This is a genomic window from Pseudomonas nitroreducens (assembly GCF_014204515.1).
GTDB lineage: Bacteria > Pseudomonadota > Gammaproteobacteria > Pseudomonadales > Pseudomonadaceae > Pseudomonas > Pseudomonas nitritireducens_A.
In genome coordinates this window covers 1-19,397 of sequence record NZ_JACHLI010000029.1, presented here as the reverse complement: position 1 = coordinate 19,397, position 19,397 = coordinate 1, and the positions used below count along the sequence as shown (strand labels likewise).

At 67.6% G+C, this 19,397-nt stretch carries 16 protein-coding genes and 1 riboswitch; of the genes, 3 read left to right on the top strand and 13 right to left on the bottom strand.

All coding sequences use genetic code 11. The features are described 5' to 3' along the window. The first annotated feature begins 49 nt into the window (after window positions 1-49). The gene (locus tag HNP46_RS27020) at window positions 50-586 is read left to right on the top strand and encodes a metal-dependent hydrolase (protein ID WP_184595159.1); all 537 of its coding nucleotides are present in this window, start codon (window positions 50-52) and stop codon (window positions 584-586) included. Window position 587: 1 nt separating this feature from the next. Here the strand turns inward: HNP46_RS27020 and HNP46_RS27015 are convergent, their stop codons facing one another. From HNP46_RS27015 to HNP46_RS26965, 11 genes are all read right to left on the bottom strand, one after another. Further along, window positions 588-1,829 (bottom strand): calcineurin, encoded by a 1,242-nt coding sequence (locus HNP46_RS27015; RefSeq protein ID WP_184595157.1) that lies wholly within the window; start codon window positions 1,827-1,829, stop codon window positions 588-590. Further along, window positions 1,826-3,382, bottom strand: coding sequence for an ArnT family glycosyltransferase (locus tag HNP46_RS27010; RefSeq protein WP_184595314.1), 1,557 nt, complete (start codon window positions 3,380-3,382; stop codon window positions 1,826-1,828). Before HNP46_RS27010 ends, HNP46_RS27015 begins: the two co-directional genes overlap by 4 nt. Before the next feature lie 247 nt (window positions 3,383-3,629). After that, window positions 3,630-4,352, bottom strand: coding sequence for a PqiC family protein (locus HNP46_RS27005; RefSeq protein WP_184595155.1), 723 nt, complete (start codon window positions 4,350-4,352; stop codon window positions 3,630-3,632). A 151-nt stretch (window positions 4,353-4,503) separates the two neighbouring features. Beyond that, window positions 4,504-6,768: a DNA topoisomerase IV subunit A gene (gene parC / locus HNP46_RS27000; RefSeq protein ID WP_184595153.1), complete on the bottom strand. Its 2,265-nt coding sequence runs from the start codon at window positions 6,766-6,768 to the stop codon at window positions 4,504-4,506. Between the two features lie 7 nt (window positions 6,769-6,775). Then, a complete protein-coding gene (locus HNP46_RS26995) occupies window positions 6,776-7,300 on the bottom strand; it encodes a retropepsin-like aspartic protease family protein (RefSeq protein ID WP_184595151.1) in 525 nt (174 codons plus the stop codon). After that, window positions 7,297-8,349: an esterase-like activity of phytase family protein gene (locus HNP46_RS26990; protein WP_184595150.1), complete on the bottom strand. Its 1,053-nt coding sequence runs from the start codon at window positions 8,347-8,349 to the stop codon at window positions 7,297-7,299. The genes HNP46_RS26995 and HNP46_RS26990 overlap by 4 nt, the downstream gene beginning before the upstream one ends. Then, entirely contained in the window at window positions 8,349-10,244 is a 1,896-nt protein-coding gene (parE, locus tag HNP46_RS26985) for a DNA topoisomerase IV subunit B (protein WP_184595148.1), read from the bottom strand. The genes HNP46_RS26990 and parE overlap by 1 nt, the downstream gene beginning before the upstream one ends. An 11-nt stretch (window positions 10,245-10,255) precedes the next feature. Next, window positions 10,256-10,885, bottom strand: coding sequence for a YqiA/YcfP family alpha/beta fold hydrolase (locus HNP46_RS26980; RefSeq protein ID WP_184595146.1), 630 nt, complete (start codon window positions 10,883-10,885; stop codon window positions 10,256-10,258). Window positions 10,886-10,958: 73 nt separating this feature from the next. Beyond that, window positions 10,959-11,768: a 3',5'-cyclic-AMP phosphodiesterase gene (cpdA, locus tag HNP46_RS26975; RefSeq protein WP_184595144.1), complete on the bottom strand. Its 810-nt coding sequence runs from the start codon at window positions 11,766-11,768 to the stop codon at window positions 10,959-10,961. A 159-nt stretch (window positions 11,769-11,927) separates the two neighbouring features. Next, window positions 11,928-12,386, bottom strand: coding sequence for a DUF1249 domain-containing protein (locus HNP46_RS26970; RefSeq protein WP_045216166.1), 459 nt, complete (start codon window positions 12,384-12,386; stop codon window positions 11,928-11,930). Continuing rightward, window positions 12,377-12,994, bottom strand: a complete 618-nt coding sequence (locus HNP46_RS26965; protein WP_017520423.1) for an NUDIX domain-containing protein — start codon at window positions 12,992-12,994, stop codon at window positions 12,377-12,379. Before HNP46_RS26965 ends, HNP46_RS26970 begins: the two co-directional genes overlap by 10 nt. Window positions 12,995-13,223: 229 nt before the next feature. On the opposite strand from HNP46_RS26965, the gene HNP46_RS26960 reads away from it, so the two are divergent. Beyond that, window positions 13,224-13,976, top strand: coding sequence for an RsiV family protein (locus HNP46_RS26960; protein WP_184595142.1), 753 nt, complete (start codon window positions 13,224-13,226; stop codon window positions 13,974-13,976). 195 nt (window positions 13,977-14,171) lie between these two features. Here the strand turns inward: HNP46_RS26960 and cytX are convergent, their stop codons facing one another. Both cytX and thiC read right to left on the bottom strand, forming a co-directional pair. Beyond that, window positions 14,172-15,455 (bottom strand): putative hydroxymethylpyrimidine transporter CytX, encoded by a 1,284-nt coding sequence (cytX, locus tag HNP46_RS26955; RefSeq protein WP_184595312.1) that lies wholly within the window; start codon window positions 15,453-15,455, stop codon window positions 14,172-14,174. 111 nt (window positions 15,456-15,566) lie between these two features. After that, window positions 15,567-17,447 (bottom strand): phosphomethylpyrimidine synthase ThiC, encoded by a 1,881-nt coding sequence (thiC, locus tag HNP46_RS26950; protein WP_184595140.1) that lies wholly within the window; start codon window positions 17,445-17,447, stop codon window positions 15,567-15,569. A gap of 112 nt (window positions 17,448-17,559) precedes the next feature. Next, window positions 17,560-17,667: riboswitch (TPP riboswitch) on the bottom strand. 173 nt (window positions 17,668-17,840) lie between these two features. On the opposite strand from thiC, the gene HNP46_RS26945 reads away from it, so the two are divergent. Next, on the top strand, window positions 17,841-19,289 hold the full coding sequence (locus tag HNP46_RS26945; RefSeq protein ID WP_184595138.1) for a TolC family outer membrane protein: 1,449 nt from the start codon (window positions 17,841-17,843) through the stop codon (window positions 19,287-19,289). Window positions 19,290-19,397 lie beyond the last annotated feature (108 nt).

Here is a 19,397-nt window from a genome sequence, read left to right as displayed (position 1 = left end):
CCGCAATAAGAGAGACGGGGGCCGCCCGGCCCCACGTGGAACGGATTCCATGACCACCCTGATCACCCATCCCCTGCCGGCGCTGGCCGTCGGCCTGGCGCTCGGCTCGCGCTTCATCCCGCCGCGCCTGCTGCTGGCAGGCATGCTTGCCGCCTGCCTGCCCGACCTCGACGTGGTCGCCTTCAAGCTCGGCATCGCCTACCACGACGCCTTCGGCCACCGCGGTTTCAGCCATTCGCTGCTGTTCGCCGCGTGCATCGGAGTGCTCGGCGCGCTGTGCTGCCGCCTGCTCGATAGCGGCCCGCTGAAGGCCGGCCTGTGGATCGGCCTGGCGACCGCCTCGCACAGTGTGCTGGACGCCATGACCGATGGCGGCCTGGGGGTCGCCTGGTTCTGGCCGTGGAGCGAGCAGCGCTACTTCCTGCCCTTCCACCCGATCGAAGTCTCGCCCATCGGCCTGTCGCGCTTCCTCAGCGCGCGCGGCGTCGAAGTGCTGATCTCGGAAGCGCGCTGGGTCTGGCTGCCCTGCCTGTTGCTGGCCCTGGGCGGCATCGGCCTGCGTCGCCTGCTGCGCCGCGACGCCTGATTCAGCGCGGAGCGAGCTGCGCCTGCAGCTGCTCCAGCAGCGAAGCGGTGCCACTCTGTAGCGGCAAGCGCGCGCTGTAGCCCTGGAAGCCGGCAAAGCGCGCCTGGTAGTCCAGCTCGATCTGGAAACGGTTGTCCCATCCTGGCGACGCCTGCGGCATCAACTGGTCGCAATCGCCCAGCGCCTGCGGCGAAGCACAGGGCCGGTAGGCCTGCGGGTAGAACTGCTGCTTCCACAGCACCCAGGGCGACAGCGCCAGCGCCCCCAGGCGGTTGTGCCGCAGGTCCAGCTCCAGCAGTTGCAGCAGGCCGTTGCCGCCCAGGTACTGGTGCTGGTAGTCGACCATGATCATGTCGACGCTGTGCCCCAGGTCGTTGAGCATCCGCACATGCGCCGCGCCATCGGCATGGGCGCTGAGCGTGAGGAACACCTGGTCGTTGCGGCGGATCAGCCGCTCCCAGAGCAACGGACCACTGGCGCTGCCCTCGCGGGACAACTCCGCCACGCCTTCGGCATTGCGCCGCAGGATGTTGTGCGAAACCAGGATCGCCGGGATGTGCGAGTGCTCGTCGAGTACCGCCTGGGCCCAGGCCAGGGTGGCCTCCGAGGGGCTCCAGTCGAGCGCCAGCAGGAGGAACGACTGGCCATAGCGCTGGAACAGGTGGACCTGGCTCAGGCCCCTGGGATCGCTGCCGACATAGGTGCTCTGCCAGGCGGCGCGCTGCGGGCCGAAATGGTCCTTGAACTCGTCGAGGAAGGAGCGCTGGTCATCCGCCGTCGCCGCACTGCGCACGTCGCGCTCGCCGGTGACGATGCTGTAGGGCACGCCGCGCTCCTCCAGAGTGCGCATGGCGCCGCTGGCGGTCTGCCACTGGCTGGCGACGGTGGAGTTCTCCACCACGTCGCCCAGGTGCACCACCAGCGGCACCTGGAGCGCCTCGGCATTCTTCGCCAGCCAGAAGGTCTGGGCGAAGAACGCCATGGCCGGCGGGTAAGGCAGGTCCGGATAGCGCTGCTCGCTGCGCAGCAGGTGCCCCTCGCGGTGGTTGTTCTCCGCGTAGTACTGGGTGTCGGGCAGCAGCGGCAGGACGAAGCTGCCGTTGCCCGCAACGATCTGCAGCGCCGGCAGCGGGTGCTGGCGGAAGAACGCCTGGCTGCGCTCCAGCTGGTCCTGGGTATCGGAGTCGTTGCATCCGCCCAGCAGCAGGCTGCCGGCGAGCAGGGTCGGGAACGCTTTCCTCACGGCGACGGGCTCGCTCCCGCAAGGCGCAGCAGACGGTAGTCGTCGTTGCTGAAGCGGCCACTGAACAGCGGCGGCGGCAGGCCGGGCAGTTCGGCGGACAGGCGCGCCAGGTCGTGCGCTTCGATCACCAGCAGCAGCGGCCCGCGCAGGGCGGCGAGCTGCTGCGCAGAGCTGGGGAACTGCGGCTGCAGGTCGCGATCGAGGTTGACCATCAGCTTGATCGCCTGCGCGTCCCGTCCCATGCCGTAGAGCACCAGCGGCGCCGGGCTGGCGTCCAGTTGACGGGCAACCTCGGCGGAGAAGGCCTGCGAATCGTACAGGCGATGCTCCACCGGCTCGAACACCAGGATGTAGCCGCCCCACAACGCCAGCGCCGCACACAGTGCCGCAGTGGCCGGCTGCCGCCAGCGCAGCGCCGCCAGCACGAGCAACCCGGCCAGCAGGGCAATGCACAGCGGCAGGCGCCAGCCGAGACCGGCCAGCTCCTGGGGATAACGCCGCCAGGCGAACCACACCCCCGCCAGCAGCAGCACCGGCAGCGCCAGCCAGAGGCCGCGCAGCACACCGCGCAGCAGGCCGGCCAGGCGGCCGCCGGCGACCATGAACGGGTAGCCGGCGATGATCGCCGCCAGGGGCGCGACGGCAATGATGTAGCGGGCCTTCTTCGCCTGCGGCACCGACAGACCGGCCATCACCACCAGGGCCGCCAGGGCGCAACCGGCCACCAGGCGGGCCGCCGGGTCATTGCGGCGCTGCCACAGCAACAGCAGGGCCGGCAGCGCCAGCGGGAACGCCAGGGCGTAGTTGCCCAGCGAACTGCGGAAGTAGTAGAGCGCGTCGCTGGAGCCGGCGCTGCCGTCCAGGCGACCGATCACCTGCATGCGCAGGACGTCTCCGACGAACTCCTCGCCGCCACTCGAGCGCGCCAGGGCGATCAAGCCGAGTACGCAGACGATCAGCAGCGCCAGCGCGCCCGCGGAGAAGCCGAACAGCGCCTTCCAGCGCCGATCCAGCAGCAGCTGGCTGCACACCATGCCGGCCGGCACCACCAGCCCCAGCGGGCCGCGCAGCGCGAATCCGGCGAGCAGCAGCGGCAACAGGCGCAGCAGCAGGCCCGCCACGCCATGGCGCTCGGCGTGGAAGGCGACGTAGAAGGCCAGCAGCCCCACGGCGGCGACCATCAGGTCGAGGGACACCGCGCGCGTCTCGCTGACGAAGGTGGCGGTGAGCAACAGCATGGACACGCTGATCAGCGCCCATTGGCGGGAGAGCGGCGCCACCAGGCGATAGACCACGCCAGTGCAGATCGCTGCCGCCACGGCAGTGGGCAGCCAGGCGGTGAACTCGCTGACGCGCCCCTGGGGCAGCGACAGCAGATAGGTGAGGACGGTCGAGGTCGCCGGATAGTCCGGATAGGGCGCGCCGTAGGTGGTCGGGAACCAGCCCGGCCCGTGGCGCAGCATTTCGCGGGCGAACAGCACGAAGCGCGAATCGAAGCCGACGAAGGCATCGCCCTGCACGCCGAGCAGGAACGGCACCAGTGCCGCCAGCATCACGCAAAGCGTCTGGCGGCCCAGGGCAGTATCGGCCGGCATAACGGAAGTTGAGGAGAATGACGACACGCGCGAGTCTCTTGCAGGTTCCGCGCGGAAAAGTCCGTGCGCCCAGCAACCTGCACCAGCGCGCGTTGATAGCACAGCGGCCGTCAAGAAGATGTCAAACGCAGGCCCGACAGCAACGAAACGGCCCGCGGAGCGGAGCTCAGCGGGCCGTGGCAGGAGGCATCGTGGAAAGCCCGACCTAGAACCGGTAGACCTCGACATCGGTGCGGATCGGCACCACCAGCGGAATCTTCGGTCCCTCTTCCTTGGGCTTGGCCACCGGCTCGGTGTTGGCCACCACCGGCTTGCGCGGCGGCGCGGCCTGTTGCTCGGCCACCGCGGTCGCCACCGGACGCACGTCGCGCGCCAGCTGCACCGACAGCTTGCGCAGCAGGTCACCCTGGGCGCGCACCTGGTCCTGCACGCTGCCCGAGTGTTCCTCCTGCTCGCGGAAGACGCGGCTGTCACGCAGCTCGCCCTTCGGATCGAGCAGGCGCCAGCGCGCTTCCAGCACCGCCGGCTCCTTGGGGCCGGAGTCCAGGCGACTGATGGTCAGCATGACCTGGACCTGCGGGGTGAAGCCGGGCTTTTCCGGGAACAGCGCGAGCTTGGTGCTATCCAGCTCGCTGGAGAGCAGGCGCATCAGCTGCTGGCTGACGTTGGTCTCCAGGCTGCCGGCCCAGCGGGCCTCGGTGGACAGGTTGAGGATTCCGTCAGCCTGGCGCTGGACCATGGTCTCGCGCTTCAGGTAATCGGCCAGGGATACCGGACCGAGGAGCACAGCGACACCGTTGTCACGTTCCGGAACCGGAACGGCACCCGCATCCAGCTGGTACAGCTGGGTGGGTCGATTCACCGTGCAGCCCGCCAGCCCGAGCAGGCTGACGAGGGAAAGATAGGCCAAGGCGCGTAATGCGCTCATCTGGATCACCGTCATTCGCCGAATATCGGCGCTACTTCCAACAAAACGAATAAAAATTCAGGCAACGCACAAAGGCGCCGGTTGCCTAAAGGGACGTATCATCCCCTAACCGGCGCCTCAGCTCCAGAGGCAGGATGTATCCAACCGCGTTTCAATCCTGAGACAGCGATTCTACCAGCAAGGCGTCCACTCGCTGGAAACCGCGCGGCAGTTTGTTGCCCCGACGGCCCCTTTCGCCCTTGTAGTGCTCCAGGTCGTCACCCTTGAGCGAGAGCGTCCGCTTGCCGGCCTGCAGCACCAGGGTCGCGCCCGTCGGAAGAACGGCGAGGTCGGTGAGGTACTCCTCGCGGCTCGCCACGCGATCGCCCGGCACGCTGATGATCTTGTTGCCCTTGCCCTTGGCCAGCTGCGGCAGGTCGGAGACCTTGAACAGCAGCAGACGGCCTTCGGTGGTGACGGCGGCGATCCAGTCCTGCTCCAGGTCGTTGACCGGACGCGGCGCCATGACCTGCGCGCCATTGGGCAGACTGAGCAGCGCCTTGCCGGCCTTGTTCTTGGCCTGCATGTCCTCGCCCTTGGCGACGAAGCCGTAGCCGGCATCCGATGCCAGCACGTACAGCGCGCTGTCCTCGGGCAGCAGCACGCGGTCGAAGCTCGCCCCCGGCGGCGGGGTCAGGCGGCCGGTCAGCGGCTCGCCCTGGCCGCGGGCCGACGGCAGGCTATGGGCGGCCAGCGAATAGCTGCGGCCAGTGGAGTCGATGAACACCGCGTACTGATTCGAACGGCCCGGCGCAGCCACCTTGAAGCCGTCGCCGGCCTTGTACGACAGGCCGGTGGCGTCGATGTCGTGGCCCTTGGCGCAACGCACCCAGCCCTTCTCGGAGAGCACCACGGTCACCGGCTCGGTCGGCATCAGCTCGGTTTCCGACAGGGCGCGGGCTTCGGCGCGGGCGACGATGGGCGAACGACGGTCGTCGCCGTAGGTCTCGGCGTCGGCCAGCAGTTCGTCGCGCACCAGTTTGCGCAGCTTGGCGTTGGAACCCAGGATGGCCAGCAGTTTGGCGCGCTCCTTGGCCAGCTCGTCCTGCTCGCCGCGGATCTTCATCTCTTCCAGGCGCGCCAGCTGACGCAGGCGGGTGTCGAGGATGTAGTCGGCCTGTAGCTCGGAGAGCTCGAAGCGCTGCATCAGCACCGGTTTGGGCTGGTCCTCGGTGCGGATGATGTGGATGACTTCGTCGAGATTGAGGAAGGCGACCAGCAGGCCTTCCAACAGGTGCAGGCGCTTCTCGACCTTGTCCAGGCGGAACTGCAGGCGGCGACGCACGGTGTCGGTGCGGTAGGTCAGCCACTCGCTGAGCACCTGGCGCAGATCCTTGACCTGGGGTTTGCCGTCCAGGCCGATGACGTTCATGTTCACCCGGTACGAGCTTTCCAGGTCGGTGGTGGCGAACAGGTGGGTCATCAGCTCTTCGGCGTCCACGCGGTTGGAGCGCGGGATGATGACGATACGGGTCGGGTTCTCGTGGTCCGACTCGTCGCGCAGGTCGGCCACCATCGGCAGCTTCTTGGCCTGCATCTGCCCGGCGATCTGCTCCAGCACCTTGGCACCCGAGACCTGGTGCGGCAGCGCGGTGACCACGATGTCGCCGTCCTCGACGCGGTACACGGCGCGCATGCGCACCGAGCCACGGCCGGTTTCGTAGATCTTCTGCAGGTCGGCGCGCGGGGTGATGATTTCCGCCTCGGTGGGGAAGTCCGGGCCCTGCACGTGTTCCATCAGGTGGACGATGGTCGCCTGCGGCTCATCCAGCAGACGGATGCAGGCCGCGGCCACTTCGCGCAGGTTGTGCGGCGGAATGTCGGTGGCCATGCCCACGGCAATGCCGGTGGTGCCGTTGAGCAGCAGGTTGGGCAGGCGCGCCGGCAGCACGGCCGGCTCGTTCATGGTGCCGTCGAAGTTCGGCACCCAGTCCGCGGTGCCCTGGCCCAGCTCGGACAGCAGGGTCTCGGCGTAGCGCGACAGACGCGCCTCGGTGTATCGCATGGCGGCGAAGGACTTGGGATCGTCCGGCGCACCCCAGTTGCCCTGGCCATCCACCAGCGGGTAGCGGTAGGAGAACGGCTGGGCCATCAGCACCATGGCTTCGTAGCACGCCGAGTCGCCGTGGGGGTGGTATTTACCCAGCACGTCACCGACGGTACGCGCCGACTTCTTGTGCTTGGAATCGGCGTCCAGGCCCAGTTCGCTCATGGCGTAGACGATGCGCCGCTGCACGGGCTTCAGGCCGTCGCCGATGTGCGGCAGGGCGCGGTCCATGATCACGTACATGGAGTAGTTCAGGTAAGCCTGTTCGGTGAAGTCGGCCAGTGACCGGCGCTCCACGCCCTCCAGACTCAGATCGAGGGTTTCGCTCATGCGTGCCTCACGGTGTAGATCGCTGGCGCAGCACCAGGGTGCCGTCCTGCTGGGTGAAATCCAGTTGTCTGAGTGCGCTCATGCCGAGCAGCACTTCGTCGCCTTCCATGCCCGGCGCGATCAGCGCCGGCACATCGGTCAGGCGGATGTCGCCAAGCTGCAGGCTGGGCAGGCGCGTACGCCAGCCCTGGCTGCGGCCATTGGCGGTGTCCAGGGTGATCGGTGCGCCGAGCTTGAGCCCCAGGCGATCCGCCAGGCGCTTCGGCAGGGCCACCTGGGTGGCGCCGGTATCGAGCATGAAGGTGACCTTCTCGTCGCCGATCAGGCCGTCCACCACATAGTGGCCGGCGCGATTGCCCACCAGCCGCACCTCCACATCGCCGTTGACGCGGGTCGATTGCGGCTGCGGATTGGGATTGTGCTGGCGGGTTTCCCAGGCGCCGAAATAGTGGGTGGCGAGCAGGATGCCCGCGCCCCAGGCGAGGAACATCATGACCTTGCCCATCCGCCTGCCCGGCGCCACGTCGCTCACTTGCCACCCAGCCAGCCACCGGCCGGCGCGGCGAAGCGCAGCACAAAGGGACGGATATCGCCATCGGCGCGGGCGTGATCGCCGTTGTCCAGGCCGATCCAGACACCCTTGTCGTCGAGCACCAGGGCCTCGGCCACGCCGTAGGGCAGGTCGTAGCGCCGCTCCGGGGCCAGGGCGCCAGCGGCGAACGACCAGCACAGCTCCTGCGCACCGGTATTCGGGTCGCGGCGGCAGATCTGGTGCGCCAGGCGCTCCAGGGTGAACAGCTTGTCCTTGTACAGCGCGAGGTCGGAGAAATCGATCGGCAACGCGCGGTCGCCGCCCAGCTCCGGCGGCGGCAGCGCGGTGCCGCCTTCGCTGAGCAGGACGCAGTTGCCGGCGCACTTCCAGCTGCCGTTCTCGTTGTGCACCTTGAGCAGCCCGCGGCGCTGGCGCTCGGCAGCCAGCCACAGCTGCTTGCCATCGGCGCTGACGGCGATGCCTTCGTAGAGTGCGTTGAACTCCATCAGCAGGCCACTGGCGCGAGCCTGGCGCAGCAGGCTCTGCGGCAGCGGCAGCCAGCTCGGCTCGCCGGCGGCGGGCAGCAGCAGGACGGCGGCGTAGCCTTCGCTGACCACGTAGCGGTTGCCCGCCTGGTCGCAGGTGATGCCTTCGAAATCCATGGCGCCGCCGCGCAGCAGGCCGCCGACGCTGACACGCGCCTTGGCGCCCCAGGACAGCCCGCTTTCCGGCGTACCGGGCACCACGAAGGGCTCGGCACTGGCCTGCCAGGCCTTGCCCGGCGTTTCGTCGATCAGCAGGCGGTAGATACGATCGTCGTCGCGGTCGGACACCGTCCACATCTCGTCGCCGCACAGCGCCAGCCCGGACAGGTTGCCGCTGGGCATGCCGTCCACCGGGTGCTCGGCGACGAACTGCAACGCCGCCGGCGCCACCGGAGCGGCAGCCGGCGCGGCCGCTTTTGCGGTCTGGGCGGGCGCCTCGGCCGGCGCCTGGGCGGCAACCGTGAGGCTGGCGAGCAGGCCGAGCGAGGCCAGCAGCCAGCGCATCAGGCGAAGTCCGCCAGGTTGCCCTTGGTTTCCAGCCAGGACTTGCGGTCGCCGGCGCGTTTCTTGGCCAGCAGCATGTCCATGATCTCCAGAGTGCCCTCGGCGTCTTCCAGGGTCAGCTGGACCAGCCGGCGGGTGTTCGGGTCCATGGTGGTTTCGCGCAGCTGCGGCGGGTTCATCTCGCCCAGGCCCTTGAATCGGGTGACCTGCGGCTTGCCCCGGCGCTTCTCGGCGGCCAGGCGGTCGAGGATGCCGTCGCGCTCGGCCTCGTCCAGGGCGTAGAAGACTTCCTTGCCCAGGTCGATGCGGAACAGCGGCGGCATGGCGACGTAGACGTGGCCGGCTTCCACCAGCGGGCGGAAGTGACGGACGAACAGCGCGCACAGCAGGGTGGCGATGTGCAGGCCGTCGGAGTCGGCGTCGGCGAGGATGCAGATCTTGCCGTAGCGCAGCTGGCTGAGGTCGGCCGCGCCCGGATCGACGCCGATGGCCACGGCGATGTCGTGGACTTCCTGGCTAGCGAGCACTTCGCCGCCGTCCACTTCCCAGGTATTCAGGATCTTCCCGCGCAGCGGCATGATCGCCTGGAACTCCTTGTCCCGCGCCTGCTTGGCCGAACCACCGGCGGAGTCACCCTCCACCAGGAACAGCTCGGCGCGCATCGGGTCCTGCCCGGCGCAGTCGGCCAGCTTGCCCGGCAGCGCCGGGCCCTGGGTGATCTTCTTGCGCTCGACCTTCTTGCCCGCCTTGAGGCGGCGGCCGGCGTTGCTGATGGCCAGTTCGGCCAGCTGCAGGCCCAGCTCGGGGTGGGCGTTGAGCCACAGGCTGAAGGCGTCCTTGACCACGCCGGAGACGAACGCGGCGGCCTCGCGGGAGGACAGGCGCTCCTTGGTCTGGCCGGAGAACTGCGGCTCCTGCATCTTCATCGAGAGGACGAAGGCGATGCGCTCCCAGACGTCTTCCGGGGCGAGCTTGACGCCGCGCGGCAGCAGGTTGCGGAATTCGCAGAACTCGCGCATGGCGTCCAGCAGGCCCTGGCGCAGGCCGTTGACGTGGGTGCCGCCCTGGGCAGTGGGGATCAGGTTGACGTAGCTTTCCTGCACCGATTCGCCGCCCTCGGGCAGCCACAGCAGGGCCCAGTCCACCGCTTCCTTGTTGCCGGCCAGCGAGCCGCAGAACGGCTCGTCGGGCAGGCGCAGGTTCTCGGAGACGGAGTCGACCAGGTAGGAACGCAGGCCGTCCTCGTAGTGCCATTCGACGCGCTCGCCGCTGGACTTGTCCTCGAAGCTGACCAGCAGCCCCGGGCAGAGTACGGCCTTGGCCTTGAGCACGTGCTTGAGGCGGCTGACCGAGAACTTGTGCGAGTCGAAGTACTTGGCGTCCGGCCAGAAGTGCACGCTGGTGCCAGTGTTGCGCTTGCCGACGGTGCCGATCACTTCCAGGTCGCTGGACTTGAAGCCGTCGGCGAAGGTCATGCGGTATTCGTTGCCGTCACGCTTGACGCGCACCTCGACCACGGTCGACAGCGCGTTCACCACCGAGATGCCGACGCCGTGCAGGCCGCCGGAGAACTGGTAGTTCTTGTTGGAGAACTTGCCGCCGGCATGCAGCTTGGTGAGGATCAGCTCGACACCGGGCACGCCTTCTTCGGGGTGGATGTCCACCGGCATGCCGCGGCCATCGTCGATCACTTCCAGCGAGTTGTCCTCGTGGAGGATCACCTGCACGCTCTTGGCGTGGCCGGCGAGGGCTTCGTCGACGCTGTTGTCGATGACTTCCTGGGCCAGGTGGTTGGGCCGCGAGGTGTCGGTATACATGCCCGGGCGCTTGCGCACCGGGTCGAGGCCGGAGAGAACCTCGATGGCGTCTGCGTTATAGGCGTTCTGCTGGGCCATGGGGTTCCTGCTCAATCAGTCGAAGAGGTGATGGCTTCAAATTCGGCGAAATCGACGTCGCGCCACTGGCTGGACGGCACCCCGGCGAAGGCCAGGAGTGCCGGCAACTGGCTGACGAAGCGCTGGAAGCTGTGGTCGCCGCCGGCTTCGATGCGCAGCGCGGCGCGGCGGTAGTAACGCTCGGCGGCGCGGTAGTCGAGGGTCTCGTCGGCGGTCTGCAGCCACACCTGGTAGCGCGAGCCATCCACGGGGGCCGGGACTTCCAGTTCCGCCAGCGCGGCGACGTGATCGAGGGTCAGTTCCCAGGTCTCGCCGCTGTAGTAGTTGGTCTGCGCGCCGAGCTGGCCGTCGAACAGCCGGTGCGGTGCCACGGCCGGGTTTATCAGCACGGCCTTGAGGCCATGGCGCTCGGCCAGGTACGTCGAGTAATAGCCGCCCAGGGAGCTGCCGATCAGCAGCGGCTGGCCCAGTTCGGCAACGGCGGCTTCCAGCTGCGCCATGGCCTGGCGCGGGTGATGGTGCAGCGCAGGCACGCGCAACTGGTCGGCCAGCCCCAGGCGTTGCAGGGCGGCCGTGAACTGGCGGGCCTTCTGCGAACCGGGCGAGCTGTTGAAGCCGTGGATATAGAGGAATGCGGTCATGGGCCGGGAGGCTACAAGCTGCAAGTGGCATGCCGCAAGTGGGTCAGCGTCGCAACGCCCCCCTGGCGGCGCGTCAGTAACCCTTGATGCTGTAGTCGACCTCGAAGTCGATGCCGGTAACCCGCGACACGCCGGTCTGCACTTCGCCATCGGCCATCAGGCGCAGCCAGCGGTAGCCCGGTGCCGGACTGTCGACGCAGAAGTCCTCGCTGCCTGGGGTGAACTGCACGCAGGTGGACGGCGAGGCGAGCAGGCGCACATCGCCGCGCATCTGGTCGATTTCCTGGTGCACATGGCCCCAGAGCAGGCAGCGCACATTCGGGTAGCGGTCGATGACGGCGAACAGGCGCTCGGGGTTGTAGATGCCGATGCGGTCCATCCACTGGCTGCCGATGGGCACCGGGTGATGGTGGAAGCTGATCAGCAGGTGCTTGTCCGGCGCCTCCTGGATGGCGCGCTCCAGCAACTGGACCTGCTCGACGGTCATCTGCCCCGGCACCGCGCCGGGGATGGTGGAGTCCAGCAGGATCACCCGCCAGGCGCCCAGGTCGATCACCGGGTCGAGCAGGTCGGTGCCGGCGGCGGCTTCGCGCATCGGCGCCATTTCGTCGTGATTGCCGGGGAACCAGCGGGTCGGCGCAGCGATCGGCGCGGTGATGGCGCGGAACCGCTGGTAGGACTCGACCGAACCATCCTGGGACAGGTCACCCGTGGCCAGCACCAGATCGATCGCCGGCTGCTCCTCGCCCACCAGACGTACGACCTGGGTCAGGCTGTCGGCGGTGTCCATGCCCAGCAGACGGCCGTTCTCCTGCGCGAACAGGTGGCTGTCGGACAGCTGGACGACCACGACGGAATCGGAAGCGGTGGGCTGGGTGGGCAATGCGCCTTCTCCTGTGAGGCGGGCGTGCGGGGGATTCGTGACGAGTATGGTGACAGGCGCCCCCCTGGGCAAACCGGGAAAGCGTCACAGATCACAGTTAGGGGCACGAGTGTTCGATGGGCGCGCAGCCTATCATGGCAGGTGGCCATTAAAGCAATGTCAGCGTTGCAGCACCGGCTCCAGCTCGTGGCCGCAGGACAGGCAGTGACTCAGCCATTCGCCGAGGAACTGGTTGAGCTGGTTCTTCTCGTCCGGCTGGTGCATCGCCTGGTTCGGATAGGGGTAGATCGCCAGCAGGCGGCGCGCCTGCTCGGCGCCGACCACTTCGGCCATGCGCGCGTCGTGGTAGACCCGTACTTCCAGCTTGGGCGCCGGCAGCCAGGGCAGGCCCAGCTCCTGGCGCACCTGCAGCACGGTGGTGTAGGGACAGGCTTCGATCACGTCCAGCGCCAGCACGCCGAGCAGCCGCTCGCCTTCGCTGAGCGCCACGCGGCGCGAGACCTGGGCCTCGCGCATTTCCGGCAACAGGCGCATCAGGCGCAAGTAGTTCGCCTCGCAGGTCGCCTGCAACCCCGCCAGGTCGACGCGATAGCGCTCGCGCAGCAGATTCACACCCATAACCCCCTTACCTCGGCGCGATTGAGCGCCAGCCATTGCAGGGCGAGCATGCTCGCCGCGTTGTTGATGCGACCGTCACGCACGGCCTGCAGTGCTTCCTCGAACGGCATGACGTGGACGCGGATGTCCTCGCCCTCCTCCTCCAGCCCGTGGATGCCCGAGGCGTTGCTGCTGTCGCAGCGACCGACGAACAGATGCACCAGCTCGTTGCTGCCGCCGGGCGACGGCAGATACTGGGCGATCGGCCAGAGTGCGCCGAGGGTCAGGCCGGCCTCTTCCACCGCTTCGCGGCGGGCGACCTCTTCGGGCTCCTCGTCCTTGTCGATCAGCCCGGCGACCAGCTCCATCAGCCAGGGATTGACCCCGGCGTCCATGGCGCCGACGCGGAACTGCTCGATCAGCACCACTTCATCGCGTTGTGGATCGTAGGGCAGCACGCACACGGCATCGTGGCGCACGAACAACTCGCGCTTGAGCACCGGGCCCATGCCGCCGGCGAACTGGCGATGCCGCAGGTGCAGGCGGTCGACCTTGTAGAAGCCCTTGAAGCACTGCTCGCGCTTCTGGATCTCGATGTCCTGGGGGCCTGGTTTGAACGTTTCCGACATCCCGTTCCTACTCCCGTTCCTGCTGATCAGTACGTTGAACTTCGCGCCATCCTATCGCGCCGCCGAGGGCGACGCAGCCTCTTTTGCCGCCAGGCGGGCGGCCGGACTGGCTGTGACCACCGCACGCAGCCGGGGTTCGCAAAGTGGTTCATAATCAGCCGCCGAACCGGCAGCGCCGATGGCGGTCGAACCACTCCATTGCCGGCGAACGTCAACGACAAGGATTCCCATGCGACTTCTGAAACTTGCAGCCCTGGGCAGCATCTGCCTGTTATTGGGGGCATGCCAGGGGCTGTTCAAGCCCGGCCTCGACGAACCGCTGGCCGCCCGTCATACCGCCTTCGAACACCAGAAGCCGGGCTGCCAGGGCGAGCAATGCCCTCTGTTCAATCTAGACAGCGTCAGCTTCGACGACGAGCCGGCGCTCAACGAGGCGATCAATGCCCAGCTGCTGCAACTCGCCCGCGACGGCGAAGGCGCCGCGCCCGCCAGCCTCGATGTCTACGAAAAACGCTTCCTGGATTCCGCCCAGCCCGGCTGGAGCTCCTACCTGCAGGCCAAGATCCGCGAACAGCATGACGGTCTGGTGATCATCGAGCTGTCCAGCTATCGCTTCAGCGGCGGCGAGTACGGCCAGCCGGGCCGCGCTTTCATCAATTATGATCGACGCATCCACAAGGTGCTCAGCCTGCAGGACATTCTCCAGCCCGGCCAGCAGGACAACTTCTGGAAGGTGGCGCGCATGGCGCACCAGGCGTGGATCCTGCAGAACAAGCTGGACGAGCAGGACCCGAACTTCTCGAAGGACTGGCCGTTCCAGCCCACCGAGCATTTCGCCCTGACCTTCGGCGCGCTGACGCTGAAATACGACATCGACCGCATCGCCCCGCACTCGGTCGGACACCCGGAGCTGAAGATTCCGTATCCGCGCCTGAACGGTATCGTGAAGACCTATTACTTCCCGGGGCGGGGAGCACAGTAAGTAAGCCCTGAGCCGCCGGAAAGTCATCGCGGACGGAGTCCGCTCCTACGCCGAGTTCAACCTGTGCGTAGGAGCGGATTCATCCGCGATCAGCCGGCCAGGCCGGCATTGGGCGGGTTCGCGAGCAAGCTCGCTCCTACAGGGTGAACATTGGTGTTCCGGCTCTTGTAGGAGCGAGCTTGCTCGCGAACCGCATCAGGCCGAAGCCGGCACCTTCACACCCGCACGCCCCAGCAACAGCTGCAGCACGCCGGCTACCACCAGCGCCGGCAAGGTCGCGCCCAGGTCCGGCTGGTAGTTCGCCAACAGGTGATACACCACCACGCCACCGCCCCAGGCCAGCAGCGAGCCCCAGCGCAGGCCGTGGGGGATTGCGGCGGGCGCACGGCGACGCAGGACGAAGTGGTCGACCAGCACCACGCCGAACAACGGCGCGAACACCGAGCCGATCAGCAACAGGAAGTTCTGGTACTGCGCCAGCGGCGCGAACCAGGCGATCAGGGTGCAGATCACGCCGATGGCCAGGGCCAGCCACTCGACCTTGAGCGGCAGCAGGATGCCGCTGGACACCGCCGCCGAGTGGATGTCGGCGAAGGCCTTCTCCGACTCGTCGAGCAGGATCAGCAGCAACGGAATGCCCATGCCGGCGCCAGCCAGCGCCAGCAGCAGTGCATTGGCGTCACTGCCCTGGGCGAACGCCAGGGTGTAGGCCACGCCCAGGCCCATCAGCCAGAAGCAGCCGATGAAGAAGCCCAGCGCCGCACCGGTGAAGGTGTGCCCGGCGCGTTTGCCGAAGCGCGAGTAGTCGGCAATCAGTGGCAGCCACGACAGCGGCATGGCGATGGCGATGTCGAAGCCCACGGCGAAGGACAGCGAGCCGTCGCCGGCCTTGGCCCAGAGCGCGGCGAGGTCGGCGCGCTGGAACAGGTCGAAGGTCAGCCACACGCACGCGGCGAGCAGCAGCCAGATGCCCCAGCGGCGCAGCACCTTGCGCACGAAGGCCAGCGGGCCGGCCACCGCCAGCAGGGTCGCCAGCGCACCGAACACCAGGGTCCACAGGGCCGGGCTGGTCCAGGTGCTGCCCTCGCCGAAAGCGCGGCTCGCCAGCAGGCTGGCGGCGTCGCGCATGACGATGATCTCGAAGGCGCCCCAGCCGATCAGCTGCAGCAGGTTGAGCAGCGCCGGCAGCGCGGCGCCGTGGCTGCCCAGGCTGAGCTTGAGCGAGGCCATGGCGGACAGGCCGGTGTCGGTGCCGATCACCCCGGCGCTGGCCAGCAGCAATACGCCGACCAGGGTGCCGAGCAGGATCGCGCCCAGCGCGCCGGCCAGGCCCAGGCCCGGCGCCAGCAGCGCGCCGGTCTGCAGCACCATCAGGCCGATGCCCAGGGAGAACCAGAGGGAGAACAGGTCGCGCAGGCCGAGCACACGCTGGGCGCTGCCCACGGCGAAGCTCGGTGAATAGTCGATAGCAGTCACGATGGGTGCAAGGCTCGTAAGTTGTTGGAATGGGCGGCAGGCTTCAGGCGACAGGCTGCAGGCAAGAGCGGCTCTACGCCTGCAGCCTGCGGCCTGTAGCCTGTGGCCAGGTCGTCAGACCTGCTTGTAGATCACCGAGCCTTCGTCCTTGAAGCGCGCGGCCTGCTCCTGGAAGCCGGCCTCGATGGCCTTCTGCTCATCGGTCAGGCCATTCACCTTGGCGTAGTCGCGGACTTCCTGGGTGATTTTCATGGAGCAGAACTTCGGCCCGCACATGGAGCAGAAGTGCGCGACCTTGGCCGAGTCCTTGGGCAGGGTCTCGTCGTGGAAGGCGCGGGCGGTGTCCGGGTCCAGGCCGAGGTTGAACTGGTCTTCCCAGCGGAACTCGAAGCGCGCCTTGGACAGCGCGTTGTCGCGGATCTGCGCGCCCGGGTGGCCCTTGGCGAGGTCGGCGGCGTGCGCGGCGATCTTGTAGGTGATGATGCCGGTCTTCACGTCATCCTTGTTCGGCAGGCCCAGGTGCTCCTTGGGCGTGACGTAGCAGAGCATGGCGCAGCCGAACCAGCCGATCATCGCCGCGCCGATGCCCGAGGTGATGTGGTCGTAGCCCGGCGCGATGTCGGTGGTCAGCGGGCCGAGGGTGTAGAACGGCGCCTCGTCGCAGCACTCCAGCTGCTTGTCCATGTTCTCCTTGATCAGGTGCATCGGCACGTGGCCGGGGCCTTCGATCAGCACCTGGACGTCATGCTTCCAGGCGATGCGGGTCAGCTCGCCGAGGGTCTCCAGCTCGCCGAACTGCGCGGCGTCGTTGGCGTCGGCCACCGAGCCCGGACGCAGGCCATCGCCCAGCGAGAAGCTGACGTCGTAGGCCTTCATGATCTGGCAGATTTCCTCGAAGTGGGTGTAGAGGAAATTCTCCTGGTGATGGGCCAGGCACCACTTGGCCATGATCGAGCCACCGCGGGAAACGATGCCGGTGACGCGCTTGGCGGTCAGCGGCACGTAGCGCAGCAGCACGCCGGCGTGGATGGTGAAGTAGTCCACGCCCTGCTCGGCCTGTTCGATCAGGGTGTCGCGGAAGATTTCCCAGGTCAGGTCCTCGGCGACGCCGCCCACCTTCTCCAGCGCCTGGTAGATCGGCACCGTGCCGATGGGCACCGGGCTGTTGCGCAGGATCCACTCGCGGGTCTCGTGGATGTGCTTGCCGGTGGACAGGTCCATCACCGTGTCGGCGCCCCAGCGGATGCCCCAGGTGAGTTTCTCCACCTCTTCCTCGATGGAAGAACCCAGCGCGCTGTTGCCGATGTTGCCGTTGACCTTCACCAGGAAGTTGCGGCCGATGATCATCGGTTCCAGTTCGATGTGGTTGATGTTCGCCGGGATGATGGCGCGGCCGCGGGCGACTTCCTCGCGGACGAACTCGGCAGTGATTTCCTTCGGGATGCTCGCGCCGAAGCTCTGCCCTGGATGCTGGGCGTCCAGCAGGCCGGCGGCGCGGGCTTCCTGCAGCTTCATGTTCTCGCGGATGGCGATGTATTCCATCTCCGGCGTGATGATGCCCTGGCGCGCGTAGTGCATCTGCGTGACGTTGCCACCGGCCTTGGCCCGGCGCGGGGTGCGCACGTGGGCGAAGCGCAGGGCGTCGAGGCTGGCGTCGGCCAGGCGCGCCTGGCCGAACTCGGAGGTCAGGCCGGGGAGGATTTCCGTGTCGCCGCGCTCGTCGATCCAGCGCGAGCGTACGTCCGGCAGGCCCTTGCGCAGGTCGATGCGCACGTCCGGATCGGTATAGGGGCCGGAGGTGTCGTAGACCATCACCGGGGCGTTCGTCTCGCCGCCGAAGGCGGTGGGGGTGTCGGCGAGGGAGATTTCCCGCACCGGGACGCGGATGTCCGGGCGCGAGCCGGTCAGGTAGACCTTCTTCGAATTGGGGAAGGGCTGGGTCGACTGGCGGTCGAGCTGTTCAAGGCGGGTGACGTTGTTCTTCTGGGTGCTCATCCTGGCTCTCCTGGGGTTGATTGCCGGGGAGAACCTGGAACGAGAGGAGCTGCTTGCTGCAGCGAAGGAACGCATCCCGTGAAGGGCTGGGGCCGGGGCGGAATACGCCGCGGGATGCGGTCTTCTTGTTCCCTACGCGGGTGCTAACCCGATCAGGTTCAACGGGATCCGGAACTATCCGATCTCAGCCCCTCGCAATGGGGCACCCCGACAAGAACGCCCGCAGTCTAATCAAGTGCACCTGGATAAGCCAACGCCGTCTGACCGAAATATCCGTACTCCCCTTCAGCCAGCTACACTCCTGGCTCGGAAGCCTCGTACGAACGTGCCTTGACCGCCGTCGGCGGCGACCGTAGCCTTGCCCCACCTCGCATCACTTTCCAGGACGAACGAATGCTGCGCAGACTCTCTCTGGCTGTCGCTGTTGCCGCAACGACAGGCTTTGCCTGGGCTGCACAGCCCGCTCCGGCCGCTTCCCCTCTGCCCACCAAGACCGACCTGATCAGCGTCTACAAGGACGCCGTCGACAACAACGCCGACCTCGCCGCCGCCCAGGCCGATTACATGGCGCGCAAGGAAGCCGTGCCGCAGGCGCGTTCCGGCCTGCTGCCGCAGATCAACGCCGGCGCCAGCACCGGGCAGACCCGTACCTCGCTGGACACTCCCAGCGCCACGCTGAACCGCAACACCCAGCTGGTCCAGGCGAGCCTGAGCCAACCGCTGTTCCGCGCGGACCGCTGGTTCCAGCTCAAGGCCGCGGAAAACACCACCGAACAGGCCCAGCTGGAATTCTCCGCGACCCAGCAGCAGCTGATCCTGCAGACCGCCCAGACCTACTTCGGCGTGCTCCGCGCCCAGGACAACCTGGCCGCCAGCAAGGCCGAGGAAGCGGCGTTCAAACGCCAGCTCGACCAGTCCAACGAACGCTTCGACGTCGGCCTGTCGGACAAGACCGACGTGCTCGAATCCCAGGCCGGCTACGACACCGCGCGGGCCAACCGGATCGTCGCCGAACGCCAGGTGGATGACGCCTTCCAGGCGCTGGTGACCCTGACCAACCGCGAATACAGCTCCATCGAAGGCATCCTCCATTCCCTGCCGGTGGTGCCGCCGATGCCCAACGACGCCAAGGCCTGGGTGGACACCTCGGTGCAGCAGAACCTGCGCCTGCAGGCCAGCAACTACGCAGTCGACGCCGCCGAAGAGACCCTGCGCCAGCGCAAGGCCGGCCACCTGCCGACCGTTGACGCCGTGGCCCAGTACCAGAAGGGTGACAACGATGCCCTGGGCTTCGCCAACGACGGCAGTGAGCCTCACTACGGCAAGTACGTCGACCAGAGCAGCATCGGCCTGCAGCTGAACGTGCCGATCTACAGCGGCGGCCTGACCAGCTCCCAGGTGCGCGAGGCCTACCAGCGCCTCAACCAGAGCGAGCAGCTGCGCGAAAGCCAGCGCCGCCAGGTGGTGCAGGACGCGCGCAACCAGCACCGCGCGGTGAACACCGACGTGGAACAGGTTAAGGCACGCCGCCAGGCGATCATCTCCAACCAGAGCTCGCTGGAAGCCACCGAGATCGGCTACCAGGTCGGCACCCGCAACATCGTCGACGTGCTGGACGCCCAGCGCTCGCTGTACAACTCGGTGCGCGACTACAACAACACGCGCTACGACTACATCCTCGACAACCTGAGCCTGAAGCAGACCGCCGGCACCCTCGCGCCAGCCGACCTGGAGGCGCTGGGCACCTACCTGAAACCGGACTACAACCCGGACAAGGACTTCCTCCCGCCAGACCTGGCCAAGGCCGCCGAGGCCCAGCTCAAGGCCGGCGCGAAGTACTGAGCCAGCCCCATGCAAAAGCCCCGCGATTGAACTGACCCCCGAAAGTTGGACAGTTGGACTGGGCCGCTAAGCTGCCAATGACTGAGCCCTGTATTGAACGGGGCTCAG

What these genes read in the sequence shown, in the direction of transcription:
- HNP46_RS26980 (WP_184595146.1), bottom strand. Translation starts at nt 10,885, where the DNA reads ATGACCGCATTCCTCTATATCCACGGCTTCAACAGCTCGCCCGGTTCG.
- parE (WP_184595148.1), bottom strand. Translation starts at nt 10,244, where the DNA reads ATGGCCCAGCAGAACGCCTATAACGCAGACGCCATCGAGGTTCTCTCC.
- thiC (WP_184595140.1), bottom strand. Translation starts at nt 17,447, where the DNA reads ATGAGCACCCAGAAGAACAACGTCACCCGCCTTGAACAGCTCGACCGC.
- HNP46_RS26945 (WP_184595138.1), top strand. Translation starts at nt 17,841, where the DNA reads ATGCTGCGCAGACTCTCTCTGGCTGTCGCTGTTGCCGCAACGACAGGC.
- HNP46_RS26965 (WP_017520423.1), bottom strand. Translation starts at nt 12,994, where the DNA reads ATGTCGGAAACGTTCAAACCAGGCCCCCAGGACATCGAGATCCAGAAG.
- HNP46_RS26960 (WP_184595142.1), top strand. Translation starts at nt 13,224, where the DNA reads ATGCGACTTCTGAAACTTGCAGCCCTGGGCAGCATCTGCCTGTTATTG.
- HNP46_RS26970 (WP_045216166.1), bottom strand. Translation starts at nt 12,386, where the DNA reads ATGGGTGTGAATCTGCTGCGCGAGCGCTATCGCGTCGACCTGGCGGGG.
- HNP46_RS27010 (WP_184595314.1), bottom strand. Translation starts at nt 3,382, where the DNA reads ATGCTGGCGGCACTGGTGCCGTTCCTGCTCGGCGTGCAGGGCGATGCC.
- HNP46_RS27005 (WP_184595155.1), bottom strand. Translation starts at nt 4,352, where the DNA reads ATGAGCGCATTACGCGCCTTGGCCTATCTTTCCCTCGTCAGCCTGCTC.
- HNP46_RS27020 (WP_184595159.1), top strand. Translation starts at nt 50, where the DNA reads ATGACCACCCTGATCACCCATCCCCTGCCGGCGCTGGCCGTCGGCCTG.
- parC (WP_184595153.1), bottom strand. Translation starts at nt 6,768, where the DNA reads ATGAGCGAAACCCTCGATCTGAGTCTGGAGGGCGTGGAGCGCCGGTCA.
- HNP46_RS26990 (WP_184595150.1), bottom strand. Translation starts at nt 8,349, where the DNA reads ATGCGCTGGCTGCTGGCCTCGCTCGGCCTGCTCGCCAGCCTCACGGTT.